Source organism: Egicoccus sp. AB-alg2 (genome assembly GCF_041821065.1).
GTDB lineage: Bacteria > Actinomycetota > Nitriliruptoria > Nitriliruptorales > Nitriliruptoraceae > Egicoccus.
In genome coordinates, this window is the sequence record NZ_JBGUAX010000002.1 from 174,905 (window position 1) to 200,328 (window position 25,424).

The following is a 25,424-nucleotide window of genomic DNA, read 5'->3' on the forward strand; positions in this document are numbered from 1 at the left end:
GTGTCCCTACCGGAGCGCGGCCCGCAGGAACTCGACCTGCAGCCGCAGCAGCTGTTCGGCAACGACCTCCTGCGGCGTCATGTGGGTCACCCCCGACAGGGGCAGGAACCGGTGTGCCCGCCCGTCCGCCAGCAGGGCGCTGGACAGCTGCAGGGCGTGCGCGGCCACGACGTTGTCGTCGGCCAGCCCGTGGATCAGCAGCAGGTCGGGCACCGGGTCCGGCCAGGCCTCGGCGCCCAGCAGGCGGCCGTCGGGATCGACGAGGCTGGAAACGGTGTACGCGCCGGGCTGGTCGCCGGGGTGCCCGAGGTAGCGCTCGGTGTAGTGGGTGTCGTACAGGCGCCAGTCGGTCACGGGTGCGCCCGCGATGGCGGCGCGGAAGACGTCGGGGCGGCGCAGCACGGCGAGCGCCGCCAGGAAGCCGCCGAACGACCAGCCACGGATCGCCACGCGCGTCCGGTCCAGGCGCGGGTCGGCGTCCGCGGCCGCGTGCAGCGCGTCGATCTGGTCCTCGAGCACCGGCGTGGCCAGGTCGCCGTGGATGGCCCGCTCCCAGGCGGGGCCACGCGCCGGTGAGCCGCGCCCGTCGACGACCAGCACCGCGAACCCCTGGTCGGCCAGCCACTGCGACGTCAGGTGTGCCGCGCCGTTGTGCAGCACACGCTGGGCGTGCGGGCCGCCGTAGGGGTCGAGCAGCACGGGCAGGCGTGCGTCGGGTCCGGCGTCCTGCGGCACGAACAGGGCCGCCCGCAGCCGTCGCGGTCCGAGCTCCAGCAGGCGCGGACGCGGACGCAGAACGGGCGTCGCGGCCCGCACGGCGACCTCGGCCACCACGGTCCCGTCGGCGTCGACGACCTGCACGCGGGGTGCGGTCGTCGTCAGCGTGGCGCTGGCGACGACGTAGCGACCGGCCGAGGCAGCCGCGCAGACGTGGACACCCGGTTCGGCGGGGCCGAGCCGGCGGACCCCGCCCGCCGGCCGCCAGGCGAAGGCGTGGACCTGCGTCGGATCCTCCTCCGAGGCCGTGAACACGACCTCGTCCGCGTCCGCCGACACCACGGCGCGCACCTGCAGGCCCGGCGGCGTGACCGGCCGGCCGTCGACCATGAGGGCGCGGCTGCCGTCGGGGCCGTGCTCGGCGAGGTCCTCGACCGTGACCAGCGAAGGGCCCTGCCAGGCCGGCGTGCCGTCGACCAGTTCGACCCAGGCGTCGTCGCGCTGCTCGTGGAGGAGTTCCGTCGCGCCGGTGTCGGGATCCGCCCGCAGGACCTGCGCGTGGCGCTGGTCGCGGGACTGCACCTGCAGCACCAGGCCCGCCTCGTCCCAGTTCACCCGCGCGAGGTACGGGAACGCCTCGCGGTCCCACACGACGTCGATGCGGCGCCCACCCTCCAGGCCCAGCACGGCGAGCCGGACGTCGGCGTTGTCGGTGCCGGCGGCCGGGTAGGCGATGCGCTGCGGGGTGCGCTCCGGGTTGGCCGGGTCGGCGATCCACCAGCTCGGCACGGCGGACTCGTCGACGCGCGTCACCGCCACGCGCTCGCCGTCCGGCGCCCACCACGTGCCGCGGCCGCGGCCCATCTCCTCGGCCGCGACGAACTCCGCCCGCCCCCAGGCCACCCCGTCCTCCACGACGAGCGGGCGGGTGACGCCGGGCTGGGTCGGCCCGCCCACGAGGTCGAGCACGTGGACGGCGTCCCCGCTGACGTAGACGACGCGGCGGCCGTCGGGGGCCGGCCGCGGGTCGAAGGCCGGACCGGCCGACGGGTGCTCGACGAGGGTCTCGTAGGCACGCTCGTAGGTGTGCAGGCGCCCGCCGAGGGTGAAGGCGACCAGCGTCGCGTCCCGGTCGGTCGCGTACGACGTGATGCCGCCGGCCATCTCGCGGGCGCGTTCGCGGCGGGCGCGTTCCTCGGGTGGGAGGTCGGACGGGTCCTCCGCGCCGAGCGCGGCGGGATCGACGAGGCAGCGCTCGCCGTCGGCACCGTCGGCCACGGCGTCGAGGTCGAGTTCCCACAGGCCGGTGACCGGGTCCTCGCCGTCCGGAGAGCGCAGGAAGAGCAGGCGCCGACCGGTCGGGTCGAAGCGGAACGCCCGCGGCACGCCGAGGGTGAAGCGGCGGGTGCGGGCATGCTGGCGCGGGAAGTTGCTCACGCGGGCCTCCGGCGGGGCTGGTGGTCGGGTGCCGCCGGCCCCGTGGCCGCCGGACCGGCGGCGGGGTCGTCCCCCGGCCGGACCGACGGCGGTTGCGGGCGCAGCCCCCGGTCCTCCAACGGCAGCCGGGTGGCGTCGTCGGCGAACCCGGCGACGTCGGCGACGACGGGGCGATGGTGGCTGGCGATGGCGACCGGGTGCTGCGTCGGGACGAAGCTGCCCAGCACCCGCAGGGACCGGTCGACGAAGACGAAGTCCTGACGGGTGCTGGGATCGACGGTCGGGTAGGTCTCGCCGCCGCCGGTGCCCGCGACGGCGTGGGCGTCGAGGAACCGCTCCGCCAGCGCCGCCGCGACCGGCGAGCGCGTCGACTCGTTGAGGTCGCAGCCGACGATGCTGGGCGCGTCGACCGTGTCGAGGAAGGTCTGCAGCTGTTCGAGGTTGGCGCGCCGGTACTCGGGCCGCAGCCCGAGCTGGACGGCCGTCACCGAGAGGCGCAGGCCGCCGATCCGGGCGATCACGTGGGTCGCCTCACGCCGGGGTACGTCGCGTGGGGTGCGCAGCGGTACCCCGGCCGTGGAGCTGACCCGCACGTCGGCATGGACCAGCACGGCCGTACCGGCGCCCCGCCGACCCGAGCGGGCGGCGACCCGCAGACCGGCCGAGCCGGCCAGCCGCTTCAGCCGGGCCGCCCCGGGCGCCTCCAGCACGCAGACGATGCGGGGGTCGAGGTCACGCAGGACCGTGGCCGCCGCCCCCAGGTCGAGGCCGCCGCTGACGTTGTACGCGACGACCCGGATCACGCGAGGCTGCCCTCGTTCTCGCCGGCCCCGCGCTGGGCACGGTCGGCGGCGAGCAGGGCCGCACCCACCATGCCGGCGTCGTCTCCCAGCGCGGCCAGCTCGATGGCCGGGGCCTTGCGCCACTCGGCGCCGATCATGCGCTGCTGCAGCGCCTCGGACGCGGCCGGGACGACCCACCGGGACGTCGCGAGCGCGGCACCGCCACCGATGAGCACCACCTCGGGGTCGAGGAGGTTGACGAGGCTGGCCGCGGCGACGCCCAGCCACGTGCCGGCCTCCGTGAGGACCGTCTGCGCGAGCGGGTCGCCGCCGAGAGCGGCCTGGCTGACGTCCTTGCCGGTGGGGGCGTCGAGTCCTCGCAGCACCGTCTCGCCGGGGTGGTCGGGTGCCCGCTCCGCCGCGATGCGGCCGATGGACGTGCCGGACGCGTACGCCTCGATGCAGCCGCGGTTGCCGCACGGACAGCGGCGCCCGCCCTCCTTCACGATGATGTGGCCGGTCTCCGCGGCGAACCCGTTGGCGCCGAGCAGCAGGTGGCCGTCGACGACGACACCGCCACCGACCCCCGTGCCGAGGGTGATCATCACGACGTCGCAGTGGCCCCGTGCCGCACCGACCCGTTGTTCGCCGAGGGTGGCGGCGGACGCGTCGTTGACGACGGCGATCGGACCGGCGGTGGTGTCGGCCAGCTCCCGCGCGATGGCCACGTCCCGCACGCCGATGTTCGGGCCGTACCGGATCACGCCGTCGGGGCTGACCAGACCGGCGATCCCGATGCCGACCGGCAGGTCCCCACGCTCCCCGGCGAGCTGCCGGATGGAGGTGCGCAACGTGTCCAGCAGCAGGCCGGTGTCGTGCGCCGGCGTCTCGCGGCGCTGACGGTCGAGCACGCGGCCATCCGCGGCGATGGTCGCGGCGACCAGCTTCGTGCCACCGATGTCGATGCCGATGGCGACGGGGTCGGGCACTGCAGCGGCCTTTCTGGTGGAAGCGTTGGTCGCGGGCGAGCCTGGGAGCGGCTGGAGCGGCGTCAGTCGAGGTCGATGCGCTCGAGCGGGTCGTCTCCGCGGCCGCCGGCGCCGCGCCCGGCGGCGTCGGCGCCACGGCCGGCGGCGTCGGGGCCGGCGGGCGGCTGCAGGTCGGCGACCAGGGCGCGGACGGCCTTCGTCAGATGGCGGGCGGCGTCGGTGAGGTGTGCGACCGCCTCGGGATGCGAGGCGGCGAGCGCCCGCAGCCCCGCACACCAGGGGCACACACCGCAGACGTCCGGGCCGTGCGCCTGCTGGTGGGCGTCGCCGTCCTCGTCCGGCGCGGCAGGGTCCTCCGTCTCTTCACCCGCGGTTTCCTGGCCGCGGCGGGCGGCGCGGTGTGCCTCGACCGGGTCCGCGTCCCCGAGCCGCCCGTCGGCCCCGTCGGACGCCCACCACGGATCGCGTGCGTGCGCGCTCATGTCGCCACCTCCACGCCGCCGGCGACGGCCTCGACCGGCCGGAAGCGGACCTCCAGCCAGCCGTCGCGCAGGGCGGCGCCGGCGACCTCGTCACGGCGCAGCGCCCCGGGCAGCGGCACGGTCCGTCGCACGCCAGCGACCTTGAGGTGCAGGTCCCCGCCGCGGCGGTGGAGGTCGACCTCGTCGCGGCCGGCGAAGGGCAGGGCGACGCGCAGCACGTGCCCGTCCGCGGTCGGTGCCACGGTGACCGGGCGGACCGGCGGCAGCAGGCCGTCGGGTTCCACGTCGGCGTACAGCGCGTCGGCGAGGCGCGCGAGCCCCGGCACGCCGATCACCTCGTCGTCCAGCAGCGGGGCCCGCAGCACCGGCGTCGGGGCGAAGGCGGTCTCGATCGTGCGCAGATGGTGGGCCTGACGGTCCTTCCACCGGGCCAGGTACGGGTCGGTGACACCGTCCGGCAGGACCCGGTTGACCACGACCGCGTCGACGCCGTAGCCGAACAACGACAGCGTCGTGGCGGTGCGCTCGGTCTCGGCCACCGACAGCCGCTCCGGGTTGCACACCAGGCGCAGTGCGGCCCGGGCCGGGTCCTGGAGCAGGGCGTGGACGTCGGCCAGGTCGCGGTGCACGCGTTCCACGGTGGCGAACACCGCGTCGTCGGGCAGCGGCAGGGCGGCCAGTCCGGCGCCCCGTGCCAGCGGTCGCAGCGCGCGGGCCATGCGCCGGCCCGGACCGGCGAGCCGGTCGACGTACCACCCCAACGCGTCGGGCAGCGCCAGCAGGCGCAGCGTCTCGGCCGTGGGAGCGCAGTCGACCACCACGAGGTCGTAGGCGCCGCTGGCGAGGTGGTCGCGCAGGTCGATCAGGGCGAACAGTTCGTCGATGCCGGGCAGCAGTACGAGCTCCTCGGCCGCGATCTCGCCGAGCCCGCTCCAGGACAGCAGTGCGACGAGGTAGTCGCGCACGTCGCGCCAGTGCCGCTCGAGGCGCGCCTGCGCGTCCACCTGCTGGGCGTGCAGGGAGCCGGCGACGCGGCCCGTCATCGGGACCGGCTCGGCCCGGTCGCCCAGCGGCACGTCGATGGCGTCGGCCAACGAATGGGCGGGGTCCGTCGAGGTGACCAGCACCCGCGCCCCGGCCGTCGCGGCGCGCACCGCCGTCGCGGCGGCGACGGACGTCTTGCCGACGCCGCCCTTGCCGGTGAAGAGCAGCACGCGGGTCAGGATCGCCTCGATGTGGGCAGGGGCGTGAACGGCCAGAGGCTAGCGAACACCACGTCGTGGCCCGCCCCCCGGGCCGGCCGTCGGCGGGGGTCAGGGCAGCAGGCCCGCCGAGGTCCGCGACTCCAGGTGCAGGTGGTCCTTCAGGCCCCACAGGCCCCGCCGTACCGCCCGGCGGTAGTCGACCAGCACCGCGCTGGCTCGCGCCTTGGGTGCGCTCGCGACCAGCAGGTGGTGGACGACCGTGCCGCCGTGGCCGGGCTCGAGCCAGAACTCCGCACGTCCCTCGAGGTCACCGCGCAGTGCCAACGCGAACCCCTGCTCGTGTCGCCAGCCGTGCAGCCGCGCGGCGATCCGGATCCGCCGCAGCGGCGCACCGGCCAGATCGAGCGCCCACACCTCGTCGGGGGCGGCGTCGGGCGGCGCGTCGGGGGCGCACTCGGGCGGCAACGGCCGCACCCGGATCCCCGGCCACCAGTCGGGCCAGCCCGCGACGTCGGTCAGGCGGCGATAGACGAGGCCGGCCGGGGCCCGGACGAACCCGTCGTCGTCGACGTGGAGGTCGGTCCGGGAGCGCCTCATCCCACGTGCCCGGCCACGAACTCGAGCAGGGCGCCGCGCAACCGCTCGGCGTCGTAGTCCAGCTGCGGCAGGTGGTAGGACCGCTCGCAGACGAGCGTGGCCACGTCGACCGAGGCGACCAGCTGTTGCAGGTTCTTCGCGTTCTCCGCCGGGACGGTGTGGTCGTCGGGCGACCAGGCCACGAACAGCGGCTGCGTCAGGTCGACGAGCTGGGCGCGGATGCGGCGCAGCTGGGAGATCAGCGACTGCGCGGCCCGGGCCGACACCAGCGGGTAGGCGCCCTCGGCGACTCCCGGCCGGGCGATGTCGTTGGACGGCAGGCCGGCGAGGTCGCGGGGCAGGTAGGGCAGCAGGTACTGCAGCACGGGGGCGACCTTGGCCAGCGGCTGGATCGGGTCGGACACCTGCGGGTTGACGACCGCGACGGCGGCCACCCGGTCCGGGTGCGCGCTGGCGTAGTCGAGCGAGAGCGTGCCGCCCATCGAGTGACCGACCAGGACGATGCGTGAACAGCCACCCGCGAGGTGGTCGACGGTGCGCGACAGCGCGTCGTACCAGTCCGCGTAGCGGGTGGCGCCGAGGTCACGGACGCTGGTGCCGTGCCCGGGCAACAGCGGGACCTCGACGGCGTAGCCCTCGGCGGCGAACCACTGACCGATGGGGCGTGTCGCGAGCGGGTTGCCGGTGAACCCGTGCGTGACGACGATCCCGATGTCGGCCCGCTCGCCGGTGCCACGCGACGTCCACGGCTCGGCACCCTCGATGCTCACGATCGCGTCCAACGCCACCCCTCCTCGCCCGCCGGCGAACCGTAGCGCGTGAGGGGCGCGGATCAGGCGCCGACCACGTCGTCCAGCAGCCGGGCGAAGCGCTCGGCGATCGCGGTCCACGACCACTGCCGCTCGACCCATGCCCGCCCTACGGCGCCGGCGTCCGCCCGGCCGCGGTCGTCAGCGAGCCAGCCGTCGATGGCGGCCACGATGGCGTCGTCGTCGCGGCCGTCCACGACCGTGCCGGTCTCTCCCGGGCGGACCGCCTCCGGCGCACCACCGGAGTCGCCGGCGACGACGGGGACCCCGCAGGCCTGTGCCTCGAGGTAGACGATCCCGAGCCCCTCGACGTCGGTGCCGGCCAGGCGGGTGCGGCAGGGCATGGCGAACACGTCGAGCGCCGCGTAGCAGGCCGGCAGGTCCTCCCACGGCGCCCGGCCGGCGAGCACGATGCCGGCCTGCCGGCCGCCGGCGTCCGCCGCCGCCCTGGCCAGCCTCGACGCCAGCGGCCCCTCTCCCACCACGACGAGCCACGCGTCCGGGTGCGCCGCCCGGACGCGCGGCCACAGTCGGACCAGCCGGTCCTGTCCCTTGCGCGGCACCAGCCGCGACACACAGCCGACGAGCGGCGCGTCGGGCGGCACCCCCCATCGTTCGCGCAGACGTCCGCCGTCGACGTCGGGGGTGAACCGCTCCTCGTCGACACCGGGCGGGACGCGGACGAGCCGAGGTGCGGCGACGTGGGGCCGCAGCCGATCCTCGGTCCAGTCGCTGATGGTGGTCAGCGCGGCCAGGTCCCGGGTCGCGCGGCGGACCAGTCGGCCGAGACCCACGCCGGGCAGGCCGGCCTCCAGTCCGTGCGAGAGCGACACGACCGGCACGCCGAGCCCGTCCCCGAGTCGTCCGGCCAGCTCCCCCAGTGGCCACGACGCGCCGAGCACCACCACGTCGGGCCGGTGCGACCGGCCGACGGTCAGGGTGCTGCGCAGCGTGCGCGGCGTGGGGAACACCGGGCCGGGAAGGCGGACGGTGCGGTAGCGCTGGCGGGCGTCATGCGCCGCTGCCTCGTCGTCGCCGGCCGGCCCGACCACCAGGGTGTCGTCGGGGTGGACGCGGTCGAGGAGGTTCCCGACGAACTGCTGGATGCCGCCCGCCCGGGGCGGCAGGTCGTTGGTGAGCCACAGCACTCTCACGGGCGCGCGCCTCCGGGCTCCGCGGGGGGTGGCCCGGCGATCGCGGGATGCCGCTGGTCGGCTTCCAGGGCCTCCAGCTCGGCCAGGGACGGCAGTTCGACGCCGGCCGCACGGGCCCACCCGTCGAGGTAACGGATCCGCTCGGCCACGGTGGGGTGGGTGCCGTAGAGCACGCGCGTCCAGGCCGGCGGCTGCGGTGCCGACAGGTCGCGGACGGTGAAGACGCGGGTCGTCGCGAGCAGGGTGGTGGGATCGCGGGTCAGCTCGACGGCACGTGCGTCGGCGGCGGCCTCGGCCCGTCGGCTGACCGCGTTGCCGATGGGGGTGCCGACCAGTTCCAGCACCGCGGTGGCGGCCAGGACGACCGCGATCATGCGCGGGTCGCCCGCACCACGGGCATTCATCGCCCCGCGTAGGCCGGGTCGGGCCAACACCCAGCGCAGCGTCAGGCCGCCGGCCAGCAGCGCGGCCGCGGACAGGGCGACGCCGCGCAGCAGGTCGGCGTGCTCCTGGTGGGCCAGCTCGTGGGCGACGACGCTGGCGATCTGCTCCGGGGGCAGCTCGAGGAGGTTGTCGTAGACGACCACCCGCTCGGTCGGTCCGAGCCCGGTCACGAGCGCGTTGACCCGGGTCGTCCGCAGGCTGGCGGCACCGACGCGCAGGTCGACGTCGGGGTCCCCGGCCCGCGCGAGGACATCCTCGACGGCCGCGCGTGCCGGTCCGGCCGGCATCGGCGAGGTGGGCAGGAACAGTGGCTGTACGACCAGCGGGTGCAGCAACACGAACCCGGCGGCCAGGAAGGTGCCGGCCACCGTCACGCGGTACGGCCACGACGTCGGCCACCGGCGCACGGCGGCGAGCAGCAGCGCCGCGAGCACCGCCACCGCCAGCCACCGCCCTCCCGCCCGCAGCAGCCAGTCACCGAACCAGCCGGCGACCGAGCGGGTACGGAAGCCCCAGCGGCCGTCGTGGACGATGCCGACGAAGATCGCCAGCGGCAGCAGCGTGAGCGAGGTGAGCACGCTGATGCGCAGCGCGATCAGTGCCGCCCGCAGGGGCGCGTTGCCGGCCCCGCGGGCCCAACGGTCGACGTGGCGTCGGCCCCAGCGGGTCACGACGAAGACCGACGGGACGAGGACGCCGAGCGCGGTGGCCAGTCCCGCCACGACGTAGCGCGGCGTGCGGTACTCGCGGACGGCGTCGAGCACCTCGACGGAGAACCGGGCGAGCCCACCGTCCGTGGCCGGGACAGGTGGCGCGAGCGGGCGCCATACCGAGGCCACGATCCCGGCGACCGCCAGCACGACGGCCACCCAGGCCCACACCCCGGCACGGTCGCGGCGGCCACCCACGTGGAGGGCTCCGCGCCTCATCTGCACCCCTCCGGGGAGCCTCGCGGTCATCCGAGTGCCCACAGGAACTCGCGCGTGCCCGCCACGTCCGCTCCGGACATGCGCACCCGTGCCTGCAGTTCGCGGTCGTCGGTCACCACCAGCACCGGCTCGTCGGTGCCCTCGACGCTGAGCACCAACTCGTCGTCGGCGGTGACGCCCTCCGGGGTGAAACGCACCTCGACCTCCCGGCTCGCCAGCGCGGGACGGGCACGGCTCGCGCGCTCGCCGTCGAAGATCGCGACCGGCCGGATGCGGCGCTGCAGCGCCGCCGTGGCCAGCAGTTGGACCAGCCAGGCACGCTGGGTCTCCAGGTCGAGGTGGTCGCGGTGCTGGCGGGTCAGGTTGTAGCCGTCGACCAGGACGAGCCGGCCAGGGTGCAGCAGCAGCGCCACGGCCTCGGCGGTGCCGGAGCGCACGCCCTCGGGCAGGCGGCTGGGCCGCCCCGGCACCACCCGCGGCGGCCGGTCGCGTCGTTGCCGCTCACGGCGTCGCTGTGAGTCGCGTGCCTCGGCCACCTGGGCTCGGCGCCGTTCGTCCGCGCGGCGGCGCTCGGCCCGCCGTTCCTCGTCTGCACGGCGCAGCGCGGCGAGTTCCTCGCGCAGCCGCGCCTGGGCGGACTCACCTCGCCGGCGCTCGCGTGCCACCGCCGCCTCCCGTGCAGCCTCCGCCGCGGTGAGCTCCTCCTGCGCGGCGGCCAGTCGCGTCCGCGCGTCGGCGAGTGCCGCCTCGGCGGTCGCCGCGGCCTCCTCGGCCCGCTTCGCACGCACCTCGGCCGCGTCGAGGCGGCGCCGCAGCGCGTCGCGTTCGTCCCGGGCCTCGCGGAGCCGCTCCCGGGCCCGCTCGAGGGCGCGGCGGTCGGTGGCCGGCGGCGGAGGCGCCGGTGCCGGTGCCGGTGGAGCCGGTGGCGGCGCCGTCGTGAGCGCTCGGGTCCACGTGTCGAGGAGGCCCTCGTCGACCAGCCGGCGGTGCAGCGCCCGCCACGCGGGCCCGTCGTCGGCGAGCAACGTGCACAGGTCGCGGCGTACCCGCCCGCCGGCGAGTCGACCGGTCGGGGCGGACCGCAGCCGCCGCAGGACGGGGCTGGCCGCCGCCTCGTCGACGTCGTGCAGGGCGGCTCGGATGCTCGGCAGCAACGACGCCCACACGTCGGCCGGCAGGTCGAGCAGCGCCGACGCGGCGGGCGGCGGCGGGACCTCGGTCGCGGCGTCGTCGGTGGGCACTAGGCGCCGGCCGGAGCCGACTCCACGTGCACCGCGTCGGCCCGTCCGCACCAGCGGCAGGTCACCGACTCGATCGTCTGCTCGAGGATCTCCTCCTCCTCGACGCGTCGGTCACCGCCGAGGTCGAAGTGGTGGAAGCGACGGGTCCGGGTGGTGGCCACCACGTCGAAGCGGGTGACGTTGCCGCAGCCGTCGCAGCGGAAGCGCCCGCCGGCCTCCAGGCCCCGGGCGAGATCGTCGGTCACGGACGGCTCCTTCACGGCTCAGGCGTCGCGGCGGCGCGGTTCGCGGGCACGGCCCGCCGCGAGCCACACCGGCTCGTCGGGGATGGGGGTGGGCGCGGTCGGCGGCTCGAGCGCCGCGGGGTCCGGCGTGAACCAGGGCCCGTCGTCCATCGCCGGGAACCGCGGGAAGCCGACCTCGATGACCGCGCCGGCGTCCTCGAGCGCGGCGACGGCGCCGGTGCAGGCCACGCGGAGCTGTTCCACGTCGACGCCGCGGTGCACGTCCGGGTAGGGGTCGAGGCGCTCGGCCGCCCGGCGGAACAGCGAGATCGCACCGGACAGGTTGCCCCGCTGCAGGTGCACCCCGGCGACGGCGACCTGGATGACCCCCTGCCAGAAGTCGGCATCGGCCTCGGGGGCGGCGTGCCAGACGTGCTCGAGGCATTCGTGGGCCTCGAAGAAGCGCTCGTCGTTCCAGAGCGCCACCCCGAGCCGCAACGCCTCCTCCACCGAGGAGGGTTCGTGCTCCTCGGCCAGCGGGACGTCCGTCGTGCCGTAGGGCAGGGGGCGTCCCGTCCGGTCGCGCGGCCGGGCCTGCTCCGGTCGGCCGTCCTCGCGCCGGTCGCGCTGGTCGTCGCTCACGTCGGCGTCCCGTCCTCGTTCGGGTGCGTCGCGAGCGTAACCGGCCGCACCTCGACGTCCGTCCCACCGATATCGTCCCCGCCATGCCAGAGCTGCCCGAGGTCGCCTCGTGCTCGGGGCGCGGCAGCTCGGACCCACCCGCCCGCACGTAGGTTCGCCATGCCAGAGCTGCCCGAGGTCGCCTCGTGCTCGGGGCGCGGCAGCTCGGACCCACCCGCCCGCACGTAGGTTCGCCATGCCAGAGCTGCCCGAGGTCGAGTCGGTGCGCCGGCAGCTCGCGCCGGAGCTGACGGGGCGACGGGTCGTGGACGTGTGGTGGGACGCGCACCCCCACGCCCGGCTGTCGGACCTGGACCTGCTGACCGGTCGCCGCATCGAGGCGGTGCGGCGGCGCGGGAAGTTCCTGTTGTGCCCGCTGGACCTCGACGAGGACGGCCACGCCTACGAGCTGGTGCTGCACCTGGGGATGACGGGCTCGTTCCGGTTCGTGCCGGCGGCGGCGGGCTTCGGCGACCTCACCCACGTGCGGGTGCGCGCCGAGCTGGACGACGGGCAGGCGCTGCTGTTCCGCGACCCGCGGCGCTTCGGGCGGGCGTCTGTGGTCCCCGCGGGTGACTATGCGCGCGTGGTGCCGACGCTGGCGCGGTTCGGGCCCGAGCCGCTGTCCGACGAGTTCGACCCGGACGTGTTCGCGGCGGCGTTGGCACGTAGCCGCGCCCCGGTGAAGGCGCTGCTGCTCGACCAGCGTGTGGTGGCCGGCGTCGGCAACATCTACGCCGACGAGGCGCTGTGGCTCGCGCGCATCCATCCGGCCAGCCGGCGGGTCGGCCGCGAGCGTGCCCGGCGGCTGCACGCCGCGATCCGCTCGGTGCTGGCCGCCGCGATCGAGCGCGAGGGGACGACCTTCCGCGACTACCAGATGGTCAACGGCGAGTCGGGCCGCAACGCCGACTTCCTCATGGCCTACGGGCAGGGCGAGCTGCCGTGCACGCGGTGCGGCACGCCGATGGTCCGCTCGGTCGTCGCCCAGCGAGGCACCACCCACTGCCCCACCTGCCAGCGCCGCTGAGCCACCCCCACGGGGCATCCGGGTGCGAGGTCAGGCCCGGAAGCCGCCGGCGACCAGCGCGTGCGCGAAGGCCCGCGCCTCGGCCTCGTCCTCCACCCGGACGTACAGCGGCGGGATGCTGAAGTACGACAGCATCAACCGCATGATGACCTCGGCCGCTGCGGGCGGGTCGACCGGCCGCAGCTCGCCGCGCTGAACGCCCGTGCGGAGCAGGTCGGTGAACAGCTCCAGCCCGCGGCGTACGAGCGGCCCACCGTTGGCCGTGATCCGCGGCAACAGGATGCCCGGCTCCTCGTCGCGGCCGCGGGTCATGACCGGATGGTTGACGAAGAAGCTGACACCGGCCACGAACGCCGCCTCGATCCGCGAGGGAGCGTCGTCGTGTTCCTCGACGGCCGCGCGCAGGCGCCGGTCGAGGCGGTCGGCCTCGCGCTCGAGCAGCGCGTCGAGCAGGGCGTCCTTGTTCGCGAAGTGCCGGTAGAGCGTCGCCTTGCCGGCCCGGGCCTCGCGGGCGACGTCCTCCATGGTGGTCTTGCGGATGCCCACGGCCACGAACCGGCGGGCGGCGGCGGCGAGCAGGTCCTCGCGGCGGTCGCGCCGACGACCGGCCTCGTCGTCCTCGTGTGCGGCACCGCCGCCGTCAGTGTCGGTGCTGCGCACGCCGTCGTCACCTCGTCCGGACCGTCGGTTGTCCGACCCCGTCCGGACGACGGTGCCGGTAGCGGGCCGGCGACGACCACGCTGCACCTGCCCGCTGAAAGGCACACCGTAGCGGCACCGGACCCCAGGTCACGGCTGCCGCGTCGGCCCATCCCCGCGGCTCCCCGCGCCGCACCCGAACCCAAAGACGGAGGCACCGTGTCCGCGCCGCTCCCCCTGGTCGTTCCCGGCTCCTGGCACGAGGAGGCCAACTGCAAGGACGTCGAGGTCGACGTCTTCTTCTCCCTGGACGAGGAGGACCAGCGCGAGGCCCTGGCACGCTGCCACGCCTGCCCGGTCCGCGCCCAGTGCCTCGAGTACGCGGTCGTCAACCGCGAGCAGTACGGCATCTGGGGCGGCACCCGTGAGCAGGAGCGCCGCCGCCTGATGCGGGACCGGCGCCGCTACGCCGCCTGATCGGTCTGCGCCCCGCTCCTTGCCGGCTCGGCGCAGAGCGGACCGCGGCGAGCTACGAACCGCCACGGGCCGCGATGTCCCGCTCGCGCGCAGTCACGTCCGCGCAGCGTCATGTCCGCGCGCAGTCACGCGCGCGCTGACTCGTCGCGGCACTGACGTCGCCGCGGTGACGATCACCGTGGCGTTGTCGCACGGACCTGGTAGAACGCATGTTCGTACGAACACGTGTTCCCTACCGGGAGATACCGGGTGGCCGCGACGGCGACGCAGTTCGGGTTCGAGGAGCTCGGGACCGCGCTCTTCGACACCACGTTCGTGGTCCTCGACCTGGAGACCACGGGTCTGCAGCCGGGCCACGACCGCATCACCGAGGTCGGTGCGGTCAAGGTCCGCGGCGGCGAGGTGCTCGGCGAGTTGCGCACGTTCGTGCACCCGCAGCGGCCGATCCCCCCGGCGATCACGGCCGTCACCGGCATCACCGACGCCATGGTCCGCGACGCGCCACCGATCGGCAGCGTGGTGCCGATCCTGCGGGAGTTCCTCGGCTCGGCCGTGTTCGTCGCCCACAACGCCACGTTCGACCTGTCGTTCCTGCGCGCGGCGTGGGAGGCCACCGGTCACGGCACCTTCGACCCGGTCGTCGTCGACACCGCACGGCTCGGCCGCCGGCTGCTGCGTGACGAGGTGCGCAACTGCCGGCTGGACACGCTGGCCCGGCACCTGCGCGCGCGCACGCTGCCGGAGCACCGCGCGCTGACCGATGCGCGCGCGACCGTGGACGTGCTGCACGGGCTGATCGAGCGCGCCGGTGCGCTCGGCGCCACGACGTTGGAGGATCTGCGCGACCTGTGCCGCTCCACCTCGGACAAGGCGTTCCGCCGCATCGACCTGGTGCGCGAGGCGCCGGCGACCTGCGGGGTCTACCGGTTCCTCGACGCCCGCAGCGAGGTGCTCTACGTCGGCAAGGCGACCGACCTCCGCTCGCGGCTGCGCACCTACTTCGGGCAGGACCGGCGCCGGCGGATGGCCGACCTGGTGCGCGAGACGGAGCGGGTCACCTGGACGCCGACGGCGACGCTGCTGGAGGCCGAGGTCCGCGAACTGCGCGAGATCCACGCCCACCGGCCGCGCTACAACCGTCGCTCGACGCGTCCGGAGGCCGCCGTCCACGTGGCGCTGACCCGCGAGGCGTTCCCGCGGCTGTCGGTGGTGCGCACGCCGGGCCCGAGCCACTTGCGGACGCTGGGGCCGCTGCCGTCGCGGGCGGCGGCCCAGCAGCTGGTGGACGCGCTGCACGACGCCTTCCCGCTGCGTACCTGCTCGCCCCGGCTCCGCCGCGCGCAGGACCATCCCGCCTGCGTGCTGAAGGAGCTCGGTCGGTGTGGCGCGCCCTGCGACGGCACGCAGTCGGCGGACGACTACGCCCGGGTGGTGGCCGCGGTGGAGACCGCCTGGGAGGACCCGACGGACCTCCTCGGACGGCTGCGGGCACGGATGCTGCGCTTCGGCCGCGACGGCCGGTTCGAGCGGGCCGGCGAGGTGCGCGCCCGCCTGCACGCGGCGGCCCGGGCGGTGCACACGGCCCGGGCGCGTGCGGCCCTGGCCACCGTCGACGAACTGGTGGTCGCCCGCGAGGACCGCGACGGCTGCGAGGTGGTGGTCGTGCGGCGTGGGCGCCTGGCCGGCACGGGGCGCCTGTCACGTCGGAGCAGCGATGCCGAGGTGCTGGCGTGGCACGCGCAGGCGGCGCTGGAGCCCTGCGCCGGCCCCCCCGGCCGGGACGACGCCGAGGAGATGGCGCTGGTGCTCGCCTGGCTCGACCGCGCCGGCGGGCGCGTCGTCGCCGTGACGGGCGACTGGGTCCTGCCGACCGCCGGCGGCGCGGCGCTGTCGTCGGCGGTCGAGGAGGCGCGCCGGCTGGGACGCCAACTCCGCCGTGACCGCCAGGTGCTGTCGGGCGCGAAGGTGGTGCGCCGCGCGGACCATCGGGCCGCACACACCGAGGCGCCCGCGCGTGCCGCCGAGGGGACCTCGCCGGCCGTGCGGCGTCAGGCCAGCGAGAACCAGCGGCTCCAGGCGTCCGTCGGCTCGGTCGGCACACCGGGCTCGCGACCCAGCCAGCTGACCCGCACGCGGTAGCGGCCCGGCTCCGCTCGCGGCCCCGGCGGCTGGTCGCTCCACGCGGGCACGAGCGGTCCAGTCGTCTGGTTCCAGTACGTCGGCATGACCAGCATCTGCCCGGGCAGCCAGCGGTCGACGGCCGGCGCCTCGGCCGCGCGCGTGACGGCGTCGTCGGCCACGACGCGGTGGTACTCGTCGCGGACGCTGACGACGCAACGCTGCCAGCCCGGGTAGCGGTGCTCGACGAACCGGTCGCCGGTGTTGGCGGCCGTGACGGTGATGCGGACCGTCTCGCCGGGCGCATAGGCGGCGCGTTCGACCAGCACACCGACCTCGAACCCGGCGAACGGTTCGAGGTCGATCCGGAACGGGCGCTCCTGGTCCGTGGGGTCCGTCATGGGCTCAGGCGACCACGGAGCCGGGCGCGAGTTCGCCGTCGACCTCCAGCAGCCGCACCGTGCCGTCCGCTTCCAGACCACCGAGCACGAGGAACTCGCTGACGAACCCGGCGATGCGCTTGCGACCGAGGTTGACCGCACCGACCACCTGGCGGCCGAGCAGGTCGTCCGCGGCGTAGTTGGTGATCTTCGCGCTGGTGCGCAGCGTGCCGAGGTGGGGGCCGAAGTCGACCGAGAGCTTCCAGGCCGGTTGGCGGGCCTCGGGGAAGGGGTCGACGGCGATCACGCGCCCGACCCGCAGGTCGAGCGCCAGGAAGCCCTCGATGCCCACCTCGCCCTTGGGCGGTAGCAGCGCCGGGTCGTAGGGGGTGGTCTTCGGGTCGATCCGGTGCTGCCGTGGGTGCGACGCCCCGTCCCGGGGGCCGGTCGCGGTGTTCGTGTCGGGTCCGTCAGCCATGTCGACGTGGCTCCAGGGCGAGTTCCTTGCTGCGCTGGACCCAGCGGTCGCGCAGGTCGCGCGCGGCGCCGGAGGCCAGCGTCTCGCGGGCCGTCGCGATGCCGCGCGCCAGGTCGGGGACCGCGTCGGCGGCGTACAGCGCCGCGGCGGCGTTGAGCACGACGATGTCGGTGGGCGCGCCCGGTTCGCCGGCCAGCACGGCATCGGCGATGGCGACGTTCTCCGCCACCTCGCCGCCCCGCAGGTCGGCCAACTCGGCGCGGTCGATGCCGTGGTCCGCGGGCTCCAGGACCCACTGCTCGACGTGCCCGTCGCGGACCTCCCACACGTGGCTCGGGCCGGTCGTCGTCAACTCGTCGAGGCCGTCGTCGCCGCGGAAGACCAGTGCGTGGTGCTTGCCCAGGCGGCCGAGCGCCTCGGCCATGACCGGGGCGAGCCGTGCGTCGCTGACACCGACGACCTGGTGCGGGGCGCCGGCGGGGTTCGACAGCGGGCCGAGCACGTTGAAGGCGGTGCGGATGCCGAGCTGGGCCCGGACCGGCGCGACGTGCCGCATCGCCGGGTGGAACGAGCGGGCGTACAGGAAGCCGATGCCGAGCTCACGGACGCAGGCGGCGACGGCGAGCGGCGGCAGGTCGATGGCCACCCCCCATGCCTCGAGCAGGTCGGCGCTGCCGCAGACGCCGGACGCGGCCCGGTTGCCGTGCTTGGCCACCGGCTGGCCGGCGGCAGCCGTCACGACCGCCGCGACGGTCGAGATGTTGAAGGTGTTGGCGCCGTCGCCGCCGGTGCCGCACGTGTCGACCAGCTGGTCGACGACGTGCTGGTCCAGATCGATGGGCTCCGCCTCGGCGAGCATGGCACGCACGAAGCCGGCGACCTCCGAGGGTGCCTCGCCCTTGGCGCGCAGGGCGATGAGCAACGCGGAGACCTGCGCGGGCTCCGCCTCGCCACGCATGAGCGTGCCCATCACCTCGGCGGCCAGGTCCTCGTCGAGGTCCTCGCCGTGCAGCAGTCGGGTCAACACGACGGACCAGCGGAACGGCTCGTGGGTCACGGCGTGCCCGCCTTTCGGGAGACGTCTTGGTGCGCGACGGTAGCGCTGCCCGCCCGACCCTCGGAACCGGCGCGTCGCGACGCTGCTAGCGTCACGACGTCCTCGGCGCGCCGGGGCGGCCGTGCCGGGAGAGCCGGGGAGGGCACCGTGGACGGGGCGCATCTGCTGGTCGTCGACGACGAGCGCGAACTCCTCGCGCTGGTCCGTGCCAATCTGGAACGTGCCGGTTTCCGGGTCAGGTCCGCGCACGACGGCGAGGAGGCACTGGCGCTGCTGCAGGAGAGCCGGCCCGACCTGCTGCTCCTCGACGTGATGATGCCGCGCATGGACGGCTGGGACGTGCTCGCTGCCCTGCAGCGCCTCGACGGGCTGGCGGACGTGCCCGTGGTCATGCTGACGGCGCTGTCCGGCGAACGTGACGTGATCCGCGCGCACCTGTCCGGCGCCGTCCACTACCTCACCAAACCCTTCGACCTCGAGGCACTGCTGAGCACGATCCGCGAGGCGCTGCAGCCGGCGACGGCGGAGCAGCGCCAGGACCGGCGCCGGCAGCTGCGCGGCTTCGTGCAGCGGCTGGCGGAGCTCGACGCCGGGCGTCAGGCAGCCGGCCCGCGCGTCACGCTGTCTCGGCTCGAGGCGCCGCGACGTCCCACGGACGAGCGTGAGCGGGGCCGGACCCTGCTGGCGAGCCTGACCCCCCGGCAACGGCAGATCGCGACCATGCTGGCCGACGGCGTCGAGGCCCGCGCCATCGCGGAGCAGTTGGGCACCTCACGCAGCAACGTCTACGCGGCTCGCAAGCGCATCGCGCACCACCTCGGCGTGCCGCCGGAGGCGGTGGGACGCACGGCCAAGGAACTCGGCCTGCACGGCTGAGACGACGACGTCGGGGTCTCAGTCGCGGTCGGGGGTCTCGCCCAGCGCCGCGGCGACCTGCTTGGCGGTGCCGCCCGAGCCACCGTACGGCGGCGCCGGCTGCCCGAGCAGTTCCTTCACCTTCGCGGAGAGCTGGAACGGATCCACCGGCTTGAGCATGGTGTCGTTGGCGCCGGCCCAGTCGGCCAGCCACGCGTCCTGGGTCCGGCTGATCAGCACCAGCGACGGCAGGGGCGTGAGGTCGTTCAGCGTCGCGTTCTGGCGCAGGTCGTAGAGGATCGCGAACCCGCCGCGCGGCTGCAGGTCACCGTCGACGACGACGACGTCGTACGCGTCCGGCTCACGCAGCAGGGCCTGGCGTGCCTGCTCGCCGCTCTCGGCCTCGGTGACCTCCGCATCGGCGTGCAGCTTCAGGGCACTGACGGCCCGCAGCCGCTCCGACAGGTTCTCCGCAACCACCAGGACGCGCACGCGTGATTCTCTCGACTCGACCGACGGGTTCTCGCGCGAACCGTACCGCGCGCGCCCGGCCCCCGGTTCCCCGCCCCCCCGACAGCCGCCTACGGTTGCCGCGATGGCCGCTCGCGTCTACCTCGACCACGCCTCCGCCTGGCCGTTGCGCCCGGAGGCGCGCCAGGCATGGGCCGACGCGTCCGCCGTGGCCTGGGCCGACCCGTCGCGCGGGCACCGCGAGGGGCGGGCCGCACGCGACCTGCTCGACCGGGCGACCGCCACCGCTGCGGCGGCCGTGGGCGTCGACGAGCGCTCGCTCGTGTGGACGTCGGGCGGCACCGAAGCGGTCCACCTGGCGGTCCTCGGAGCCGCCCGCGCCGCTCAGCGGCGGGGCGTGGTGCGACGCCACCTCGTCTGTTCCGCGGTGGAGCACTCGTCGGTGCTCCGCGCCTGCGAACGGCTGCGCGACGAGCACGGCTACCACCTCGACGTCGTCGGCGTCGACGGCGCGGGCGTGGTGGACCCCGACGCGGTCGCCGCGCTCGTCGACGACCGGACGCTGGCCGTGCACGTCCAGCACGCCAACCACGAGGTCGGCGCGATCCAGCCCGTCCATGCGGTCGCAGAGGCGTGCGCGCGACACGGTGCGCTGCTGCACGTCGACGCCTGCCAGACCGTCGGGCAGGTCGGTCTGAGTCTGGAGGGTCTCGGCGCCGACCTGCTGACGGCGTCGGCGGCCAAGTTCGGCGGTCCGCGCGGCACCGGGTTCCTCGCGCTGGGCCCGCGTGGGCGCGTCCACGCGCTGCAGGAGGGCGACGAACGCCAGCGTCGCCGGCGGGCGGGGCTGGAGGACGTGCCCGGGATCGCCGCGACCGCGGTCGCCCTGGAGGTCGCGCGGGCCAGCCTGCAGACCGAGTTCTCCGCCCGGGAGATCGTGCGACGCCACCTGCGGCGCCGCCTGCCCGAGCTCGTCGAGGACGTGCAGGTGCACGGTCCCCTCGCCGACGCGCATCCCGGGATCGTGGCGGTCAGCGCCCTGTACGTCGACGGCGAGGCGCTGGTGTCCCGCCTGGACGAGGCGGGGTTCGCCGTGCACTCGGGCTCGTCGTGCGCCTCCACCTCGGGCGAGCCGTCGCACGTGCTGGTCGCCATGGGCGTGCTCACGCACGGCCACGTGCGCGTCTCGATCGGGCCGGAGACCTCCCTGACGGATGCCGACGCCTTCCTCGACGCATACGCCGAGGTGGTGCAGCGCCTCCGGCAGTCCTCGGGGGTACGCTGAGCGCGCGCCGAACCCGGGTCCGCCCGGGACGGGGGAACCGAGTTCGTGGGGCGAGTCCCGACAGCCACGTCGGGTAGGGCTGCTCCGGCCCGAGCCCGTCAGCTAACCCCGTAGGCAGCGAGGAGTTGCTGACGTGTCCGAACCCGTGGGCGAACGCACGATCCTGGTCCCGATCGCCAACCCGGCATCGGTCCGGCCGCTGTTGGGCCTGGCGGCGTCGCTGGCCACCGACGCCGACACGCTCGTGCCCCTGACCGTCGTCAAGCCGAACGCGACGGCGGACGAACGTGCCCACGCCTGGAACTCCATCGCGGCCGCCGAGGAGGCCGGCCAGGAGCTGTCGACGCCGATCCAGGGCCGGGTCGTGGAGGCCGAGGACGTCGCCGAGGGGGTGCTGGCGGCGGTCGCCGGGAACCCGACCTCACTGGTGGTCATGGGCTGGCGCGGCCGCAGCTCCACCACCAACGTGTTCGGGCGGCTGCTCGACACGATCGTGGGACGCTCCGTCGCCCCCCTGGCCGTGGTCCGCCTCGGGACGGTCCCGTTCCGGCGCGTATTGCTGCCGATCAGCGCCGACCACCTGCTGCCCGGCGGCAACCGCGGGCTCGACCTCGCCGTGAGCCTGGCCCAGCGGCTGGACGCCGCGACGCCGGAGCCGGCGACGGTGCTGCGCACCGGCGAGCGCGAGATGCACCTGCCCCACCACCTCGAGCGCGTCGGCGACCGTGTCCACCACGACCCGCGCCGCACCGACCAGGCCGTGGGGGCCTTCGCGCGCCCGGAGGACGTGATCGTGGCCGCCGTCGCGCCGACCGTCAGCGGGCTGCGTGCCGCCACGACCCATCTCGCCTGGGCGGCACCGGACGCGACGCTGCTGGTCGCGATCGACGTCGGACCGACCCGGGAGGAGGGCCTGGCCGACGCCGTCGACCACGCCGGGCGGCCGGCACCGTCACACGATGGCGCGGGTGCTGAGCGACCGGTCCGGATCGTCGTCACGGCTCGGCTGCCCGAGGCCGGCGACGTCCGCCCCGACGACCTCGACCGTGTGCTGCAGACCGCCGGGACCACCGATCAGGTCATGGCCTGGTGGCCCGCGAGCGACCCTCACCCGCACGTGCGCGCGACGGTCACGGTGGCCGCGCCCAGCGTCAACGCCGCCATCGCCAGCGTCATGGTCGCCGTCCACGAGGCCCCCGCCTTCCTCGGCGCGGAGATCACCTACGACGTGGACCGCAGCCGCTCGGGCGGCTGACCGCCCGGCGGCGGTGGTCGGGTCGGGGTCCGTTAGCCTGCCGGTGCCGCCGTCCAGGAGCCCCGCGATGCCGCAGGCGTCCGACCCCACCGCGTCGACCGCACCGGTCGTCGAGGTCGACGCGACCGGTCTGAGCTGCCCGATGCCGGTGATCGAGCTGGCCAAGGCGGTCAAGGACGTCGAGGTCGGCCAGGTCGTGCTCCTGCTGGCGACCGACCCCGCCGCCAAGGTCGACGTGCCGGTCTGGTGCCGTATGCAGCGCCAGCAGCTGGCCGGCCAGGTGGAGGTGGACGGCGTGTGGCGCTTCGAGGTGCGCCGCGTTCACTGACGCCGGCGGCACGCGCCGGTGATGAGTCCGACGAGGATGCGCAGGTCGTCGTCGCCCCGCGCGGGACCGTCGAGGTGGGCGCGCAGTCCCTCGAGATCCACGAGCAGGCGCCCGCCCAGCCACAGGGGATCGGGCGGGCACGTGGAGACGTCCGTGCCCGCCGCCTCGGCCGCGGCGACGGGCAGCGACTGCAGCAGGCGGACCACCTCGGGTTCGGCACCCAGGGGCACGCGGGCGAGCCGGCCACCGCGCGACCAGCGGACCCGCAGCCGCTCCCAGACGTCCTCGTAGCAGGCCCACGCCGCCTGGGAGCCCAGCTCGTCCAGATCGGCGCCGGTCTCGTCGCGGATCGCGACGACCACCAGGCGGTGCAGGTCCTCGACCCAGGCGTAGCGGGCGGCCTCCAGGTCGCTGAGGGTGCGCACGAGCTGGCCGTGGCGGCACTGGCTCAGCCGCTCGACGCGCGTGACGACGGCATCACGCACCCCGGCGTGCCACCCCCCGGTCAGCACGTCGTTCCAGCCGGTCTCGTCGTCCACGCGCGCACCCACCCGGTCCTGCACGCTGCTCCCGCTCGACACCCTACCGGTCACCGACGGCATCTGGACGTCCGGACGTGGTCTCGTGACCAGGACGTGCCCTAGGTTGCCGCGCACAGGCGTCAAGACCGCGGGGCCTGACCGGTCGAAGACCAGTCGGAGGCCCACGCACATGAGCGCCGGGGAGCACGTCACCGCCACGAGCGACGCCGCCGTGGACGACCCGGCCCGGTGTGTGGCCTGCGGGGTCGCCCTGCCCGGCTTCGGGTGCTGTTCGTTCGCCTGCGTGCGCGCGGCCCGACGCGAACTCGAGCGCAACGTGCTGCAGCTGCGGCGCCTGCAGTCGCGCGACGGGCCGGCCGAGACGCGTCACCGACTCGTGGCGCGCAACGGCCGGCTCACGGCCGCCCTGCTCACCTGGCGTCACTGACGCCGCCCGTAGTGGCCGATGGCGGGCCGCTCAGCGGGGTCGTGTGGTCTCGTCGCGGTTGCTGGTGACGAACGCGTGATGGAGTCCCATCCACGTCGTCTTCGACCACGGGTACAGCGCGACCGGGACGATCGCGTTGAGCGCCAGACCGGTGATCAGGAACGCCGTCCACGGCACGTCGGGCCAGGTCAGCAGCATCCCGCCGACGAACACCAGGCCGAAGATCGCCTCGGTGATCCCGATCGCGACGACCATGGCGCCCAGCCAGTAGCCCTCTTCCCGTTCGAACTCGAGGTCACAGGTCGGGCACCGCGGCGGCAGTGTGAAGTAGCCGGTGAAGAGCTTGCCGGTCCCGCAGATCGGGCACCGCATCCGCAGCCCGCGCGTGAGGGCCCTGCCGTCCATCCCGTGCTCCTCCGCGAGCCATCGGTCGGGCGAACGGTACCGCGCCGCCGCTCAGGACCGGGCCGCGACGCCGATGCGGCCCCGCGTGCGCACCAGCAACCAGCCGGCCGCGGCCAGCACCAGGCCGATGGCGAAGAACCCCCAGTTGTACACCGAGGTGTTGGCCACGTCCTGGCGGATGTCGTGCAGGCCGAGGGCCTCGTGGAAGACCAGCTGGTCGACGACGTGGAACGCACCCCAGCCGACGAGCGTGAGGCCGACGAGGGCGGCGAGGTTGCCCGTCGCGCGGTCGTGACGCTCCCAACCGCGCCAAAGCAGCAGCACCCCGATAACCAGCACGATCGTCGTCGAGAGGTGGAACACCCCGTCCCAGAACAGGTTCCGCTCCAAGGCGGCCAGGTCGTCGGGCGGGACCCGGGCGCTGACGAGGTTGTGCCACTGCAGGACCTGGTGCAGGACGATGCCGTCGGCCAGGCCGCCCAGACCGAACCCGAAGGTCACGGCGCCGGCGACGAAGGTCCGGGGACTGCCGACGGGACTGCCCACGAGTGACCTCCGCTCGCGCCGTGGTCGCGGTCGCGTGCCTCGACCCTAGGCGCGGGCGCGCGGCGCTCCGTGCGGCGAGCGTCCGGACGACCACCGCTGGGAAAACGACGGCACCCGGCCATGTCGGCCGGGTGGCGTGAAGTCGCGTCGACGCCCGAAGTTCGCACCGGGCGCCGGGAATTCAGAACGTGGCGCTGTCGCCGCAGGCGCAGGAGCCGGACGCGTTGGGGTTCTCGATGGAGAAGCCCGACGCCTCCAGGGACTCCTTCCAGTCGATGACCGCGCCCGCGAGGTAGGGCGTCGACATCTTGTCGATCCGGATGCGGATGCCGTGCTGCTGCTCCTCGACGTCCCCGTCGAGCTGGCGGTCGTCGAAGAACAGCGCGTAGCGGAAGCCCGCGCAGCCGCCGGCCTGGACCGCGACGCGCAGGGCGATGTCGTCGACGTCCGGCTGGTCGGCGAGGAAGCTGCGCACCTTCTCGGCAGCCGTCTCGGTGAGGACGATCGAGCTCTCGACGGTGTCGGCGCTCACGGCGATGCTCCTGTGCTCGAAGACTGGTGGGACACCGGCCACAGCGATGGGCGGGCGTCCGGAGTCGGCAGTGTATCGACGCGCGACGCCGACGGGCCGAGGCCCTGACCGTACCCTGCGCCGTCCCCGAGCCCTCGGAGCATGGATCCGGTGCGTCGAACCTGTCTGCCGCTCGTCGTCACCGGTGCGCTGTTGCTTCCGGCGTCCCCCGCCCTGGGTCATGCGGAATTGATCCCCTATCAGCTGCCGCCCGGCACGACCTCCGACATCGCGATCGTGCTGAGCCACGGATGTGGGGACGACGACGAGTGGCTGTCGTCGGAGCCGCAGGACGACCCACCGACGACGGGCGTGACGCTGCAGGTACCACCCGGGGTCCAGGCCGCGCCCTACGCGATCGAGGGTTGGCAGGTGACCGTCGATGGCGACGACCAGCGCATCGAGACCATCCGGTGGGAGCTCGAGGACCCGGCCGGCACCACCGAGACGGTCGCCCTGCCGTTCTCCGTCACCCTTCCCGACGGTCCCAGCGGCACGCAACTGTGGCTGCCCATCGTGCAGGACTGCGTGGGCGGCGAACAGCTGTCGTGGACCGAGGAGGGCGAGATCCGCGGCGGCGACGCCGTCCCCGCCCTGCGGCTGTTCCTGAACGAGAACTCGGCGCCGAGCGACCTGTCGAACCTGGTCGAGATCGACCGTGAGCAGGGGTTGGTGACCGACCCGGTCGTGGAGTCGAACGTGCTCGGGCGTAGGCTGCCCGCGTTCGGGCTGGCGCTGGCCGGCCTCGGTGCACTCGTCGTCGCGGCGGTGCGCCGCCGGCGTCGGCTGCCGGCAGCCGGCTGAGACGCGGACCGGGGGTGGGCCGTCGCGGCCCACCCCCGGTGCGTGTTCGGGTCGATCCGTCGAGC

At 75.0% G+C, this 25,424-nt stretch carries 30 protein-coding genes and 1 riboswitch; of the genes, 9 read left to right on the plus strand and 21 right to left on the minus strand.

Annotation, left to right across the window (positions count from 1 at the left end):
* Positions 1–6: 6 nt before the first annotated feature.
* The 12 genes from ACERM0_RS03465 to ACERM0_RS03520 form a co-directional block, all read right to left on the minus strand.
* A complete protein-coding gene (locus tag ACERM0_RS03465) occupies positions 7–2,154 on the minus strand; it encodes a prolyl oligopeptidase family serine peptidase (protein ID WP_373677120.1) in 2,148 nt (715 codons plus the stop codon).
* Positions 2,151–2,957 carry an endonuclease/exonuclease/phosphatase family protein gene (locus ACERM0_RS03470; RefSeq protein ID WP_373677121.1) on the minus strand — a complete coding sequence of 269 codons (807 nt, stop codon included), beginning with the start codon at positions 2,955–2,957 and terminating at the stop codon, positions 2,151–2,153. The genes ACERM0_RS03465 and ACERM0_RS03470 overlap by 4 nt, the downstream gene beginning before the upstream one ends.
* A complete protein-coding gene (locus ACERM0_RS03475; protein ID WP_373677122.1) occupies positions 2,954–3,925 on the minus strand; it encodes an ROK family protein in 972 nt (323 codons plus the stop codon). Before ACERM0_RS03475 ends, ACERM0_RS03470 begins: the two co-directional genes overlap by 4 nt.
* A gap of 62 nt (positions 3,926–3,987) precedes the next feature.
* Positions 3,988–4,407: a hypothetical protein gene (locus ACERM0_RS03480; protein WP_373677123.1), complete on the minus strand. Its 420-nt coding sequence runs from the start codon at positions 4,405–4,407 to the stop codon at positions 3,988–3,990.
* Complete coding sequence (locus ACERM0_RS03485) at positions 4,404–5,621, minus strand: ArsA family ATPase (protein WP_373677124.1); 1,218 nt, start codon at positions 5,619–5,621, stop codon at positions 4,404–4,406. Before ACERM0_RS03485 ends, ACERM0_RS03480 begins: the two co-directional genes overlap by 4 nt.
* 99 nt (positions 5,622–5,720) lie before the next feature.
* Positions 5,721–6,209 carry a hypothetical protein gene (locus tag ACERM0_RS03490; RefSeq protein ID WP_373677125.1) on the minus strand — a complete coding sequence of 163 codons (489 nt, stop codon included), beginning with the start codon at positions 6,207–6,209 and terminating at the stop codon, positions 5,721–5,723.
* Positions 6,206–6,991 (minus strand): alpha/beta hydrolase, encoded by a 786-nt coding sequence (locus ACERM0_RS03495; RefSeq protein ID WP_373677126.1) that lies wholly within the window; start codon positions 6,989–6,991, stop codon positions 6,206–6,208. Before ACERM0_RS03495 ends, ACERM0_RS03490 begins: the two co-directional genes overlap by 4 nt.
* A 50-nt stretch (positions 6,992–7,041) precedes the next feature.
* A complete protein-coding gene (locus tag ACERM0_RS03500; protein WP_373677127.1) occupies positions 7,042–8,172 on the minus strand; it encodes a glycosyltransferase family 4 protein in 1,131 nt (376 codons plus the stop codon).
* Positions 8,169–9,545 carry a M48 family metalloprotease gene (locus tag ACERM0_RS03505; RefSeq protein WP_373677128.1) on the minus strand — a complete coding sequence of 459 codons (1,377 nt, stop codon included), beginning with the start codon at positions 9,543–9,545 and terminating at the stop codon, positions 8,169–8,171. The genes ACERM0_RS03500 and ACERM0_RS03505 overlap by 4 nt, the downstream gene beginning before the upstream one ends.
* 26 nt (positions 9,546–9,571) lie before the next feature.
* Positions 9,572–10,786 (minus strand): NYN domain-containing protein, encoded by a 1,215-nt coding sequence (locus ACERM0_RS03510; protein ID WP_373677129.1) that lies wholly within the window; start codon positions 10,784–10,786, stop codon positions 9,572–9,574.
* On the minus strand, positions 10,786–11,031 hold the full coding sequence (locus ACERM0_RS03515) for a hypothetical protein (RefSeq protein ID WP_373677130.1): 246 nt from the start codon (positions 11,029–11,031) through the stop codon (positions 10,786–10,788). The genes ACERM0_RS03510 and ACERM0_RS03515 overlap by 1 nt, the downstream gene beginning before the upstream one ends.
* Positions 11,032–11,049: 18 nt before the next feature.
* A complete protein-coding gene (locus ACERM0_RS03520) occupies positions 11,050–11,652 on the minus strand; it encodes a DUF309 domain-containing protein (protein ID WP_373677131.1) in 603 nt (200 codons plus the stop codon).
* A 235-nt stretch (positions 11,653–11,887) separates the two neighbouring features.
* On the opposite strand from ACERM0_RS03520, the gene mutM reads away from it, so the two are divergent.
* Positions 11,888–12,721, plus strand: coding sequence for a bifunctional DNA-formamidopyrimidine glycosylase/DNA-(apurinic or apyrimidinic site) lyase (gene mutM, locus ACERM0_RS03525; RefSeq protein ID WP_373677132.1), 834 nt, complete (start codon positions 11,888–11,890; stop codon positions 12,719–12,721).
* Positions 12,722–12,751: 30 nt separating this feature from the next.
* Here mutM and ACERM0_RS03530 read toward each other — a convergent pair whose 3' ends face one another.
* Positions 12,752–13,381, minus strand: a complete 630-nt coding sequence (locus tag ACERM0_RS03530; RefSeq protein ID WP_373677133.1) for a TetR/AcrR family transcriptional regulator — start codon at positions 13,379–13,381, stop codon at positions 12,752–12,754.
* Positions 13,382–13,579: 198 nt separating this feature from the next.
* Here ACERM0_RS03530 and ACERM0_RS03535 point away from each other — a divergent pair, with 198 nt between their 5' ends.
* Together ACERM0_RS03535 and ACERM0_RS03540 are read left to right on the plus strand one after the other, a co-directional pair.
* The gene (locus ACERM0_RS03535) at positions 13,580–13,837 is read left to right on the plus strand and encodes a WhiB family transcriptional regulator (protein WP_373677134.1); all 258 of its coding nucleotides are present in this window, start codon (positions 13,580–13,582) and stop codon (positions 13,835–13,837) included.
* Between the two features lie 249 nt (positions 13,838–14,086).
* A complete protein-coding gene (locus tag ACERM0_RS03540; RefSeq protein WP_373677135.1) occupies positions 14,087–15,976 on the plus strand; it encodes a DEDD exonuclease domain-containing protein in 1,890 nt (629 codons plus the stop codon).
* Here ACERM0_RS03540 and ACERM0_RS03545 read toward each other — a convergent pair.
* Genes ACERM0_RS03545 through trpD form a run of 3 tightly spaced genes read right to left on the minus strand, consistent with a single transcriptional unit; the run spans position 15,886 to position 17,870 of the window.
* Complete coding sequence (locus tag ACERM0_RS03545) at positions 15,886–16,356, minus strand: hypothetical protein (protein ID WP_373677136.1); 471 nt, start codon at positions 16,354–16,356, stop codon at positions 15,886–15,888. The two genes, ACERM0_RS03540 and ACERM0_RS03545, sit on opposite strands and share 91 nt — an antisense overlap.
* A 4-nt stretch (positions 16,357–16,360) precedes the next feature.
* Positions 16,361–16,813, minus strand: a complete 453-nt coding sequence (locus ACERM0_RS03550) for a tRNA-binding protein (protein ID WP_373677137.1) — start codon at positions 16,811–16,813, stop codon at positions 16,361–16,363.
* Positions 16,806–17,870: an anthranilate phosphoribosyltransferase gene (gene trpD, locus ACERM0_RS03555; RefSeq protein ID WP_373677138.1), complete on the minus strand. Its 1,065-nt coding sequence runs from the start codon at positions 17,868–17,870 to the stop codon at positions 16,806–16,808. Before trpD ends, ACERM0_RS03550 begins: the two co-directional genes overlap by 8 nt.
* Positions 17,871–18,017: 147 nt before the next feature.
* Between trpD and ACERM0_RS03560 the strand changes: the two genes are divergently transcribed.
* Complete coding sequence (locus ACERM0_RS03560; RefSeq protein WP_373677139.1) at positions 18,018–18,746, plus strand: response regulator; 729 nt, start codon at positions 18,018–18,020, stop codon at positions 18,744–18,746.
* An 18-nt stretch (positions 18,747–18,764) separates the two neighbouring features.
* On the opposite strand, the gene ACERM0_RS03565 is transcribed toward ACERM0_RS03560, so the two are convergent.
* Positions 18,765–19,217: a response regulator gene (locus ACERM0_RS03565; protein ID WP_373677140.1), complete on the minus strand. Its 453-nt coding sequence runs from the start codon at positions 19,215–19,217 to the stop codon at positions 18,765–18,767.
* A 103-nt stretch (positions 19,218–19,320) separates the two neighbouring features.
* Here ACERM0_RS03565 and ACERM0_RS03570 point away from each other — a divergent pair, with 103 nt between their 5' ends.
* From ACERM0_RS03570 to ACERM0_RS03580, 3 genes are all read left to right on the plus strand, one after another.
* Positions 19,321–20,481: a cysteine desulfurase family protein gene (locus ACERM0_RS03570; protein WP_373677141.1), complete on the plus strand. Its 1,161-nt coding sequence runs from the start codon at positions 19,321–19,323 to the stop codon at positions 20,479–20,481.
* Positions 20,477–20,613, plus strand: a riboswitch (cyclic di-AMP (ydaO/yuaA leader). Its footprint overlaps the gene before it by 5 nt.
* A 1-nt stretch (position 20,614) precedes the next feature.
* Positions 20,615–21,736, plus strand: a complete 1,122-nt coding sequence (locus ACERM0_RS03575; protein WP_373677142.1) for a universal stress protein — start codon at positions 20,615–20,617, stop codon at positions 21,734–21,736.
* A gap of 67 nt (positions 21,737–21,803) precedes the next feature.
* A complete protein-coding gene (locus ACERM0_RS03580) occupies positions 21,804–22,064 on the plus strand; it encodes a sulfurtransferase TusA family protein (protein WP_373677143.1) in 261 nt (86 codons plus the stop codon).
* On the opposite strand, the gene ACERM0_RS03585 is transcribed toward ACERM0_RS03580, so the two are convergent.
* Entirely contained in the window at positions 22,058–22,603 is a 546-nt protein-coding gene (locus ACERM0_RS03585) for a hypothetical protein (RefSeq protein WP_373677144.1), read from the minus strand. The genes ACERM0_RS03580 and ACERM0_RS03585 overlap by 7 nt on opposite strands.
* 172 nt (positions 22,604–22,775) lie before the next feature.
* Between ACERM0_RS03585 and ACERM0_RS03590 the strand changes: the two genes are divergently transcribed.
* Positions 22,776–23,033: a hypothetical protein gene (locus ACERM0_RS03590; RefSeq protein ID WP_373677145.1), complete on the plus strand. Its 258-nt coding sequence runs from the start codon at positions 22,776–22,778 to the stop codon at positions 23,031–23,033.
* Positions 23,034–23,063: 30 nt separating this feature from the next.
* On the opposite strand, the gene ACERM0_RS03595 is transcribed toward ACERM0_RS03590, so the two are convergent.
* From ACERM0_RS03595 to ACERM0_RS03605, 3 genes are all read right to left on the minus strand, one after another.
* Positions 23,064–23,438 carry a DUF983 domain-containing protein gene (locus tag ACERM0_RS03595; protein ID WP_373677146.1) on the minus strand — a complete coding sequence of 125 codons (375 nt, stop codon included), beginning with the start codon at positions 23,436–23,438 and terminating at the stop codon, positions 23,064–23,066.
* Positions 23,439–23,489: 51 nt separating this feature from the next.
* Complete coding sequence (locus tag ACERM0_RS03600; RefSeq protein WP_373677147.1) at positions 23,490–23,984, minus strand: DUF2243 domain-containing protein; 495 nt, start codon at positions 23,982–23,984, stop codon at positions 23,490–23,492.
* A gap of 181 nt (positions 23,985–24,165) precedes the next feature.
* Positions 24,166–24,522 (minus strand): HesB/IscA family protein, encoded by a 357-nt coding sequence (locus ACERM0_RS03605; protein WP_373677480.1) that lies wholly within the window; start codon positions 24,520–24,522, stop codon positions 24,166–24,168.
* A gap of 144 nt (positions 24,523–24,666) precedes the next feature.
* Here ACERM0_RS03605 and ACERM0_RS03610 point away from each other — a divergent pair, with 144 nt between their 5' ends.
* Positions 24,667–25,359: a DUF1775 domain-containing protein gene (locus ACERM0_RS03610; protein WP_373677148.1), complete on the plus strand. Its 693-nt coding sequence runs from the start codon at positions 24,667–24,669 to the stop codon at positions 25,357–25,359.
* Positions 25,360–25,424 lie beyond the last annotated feature (65 nt).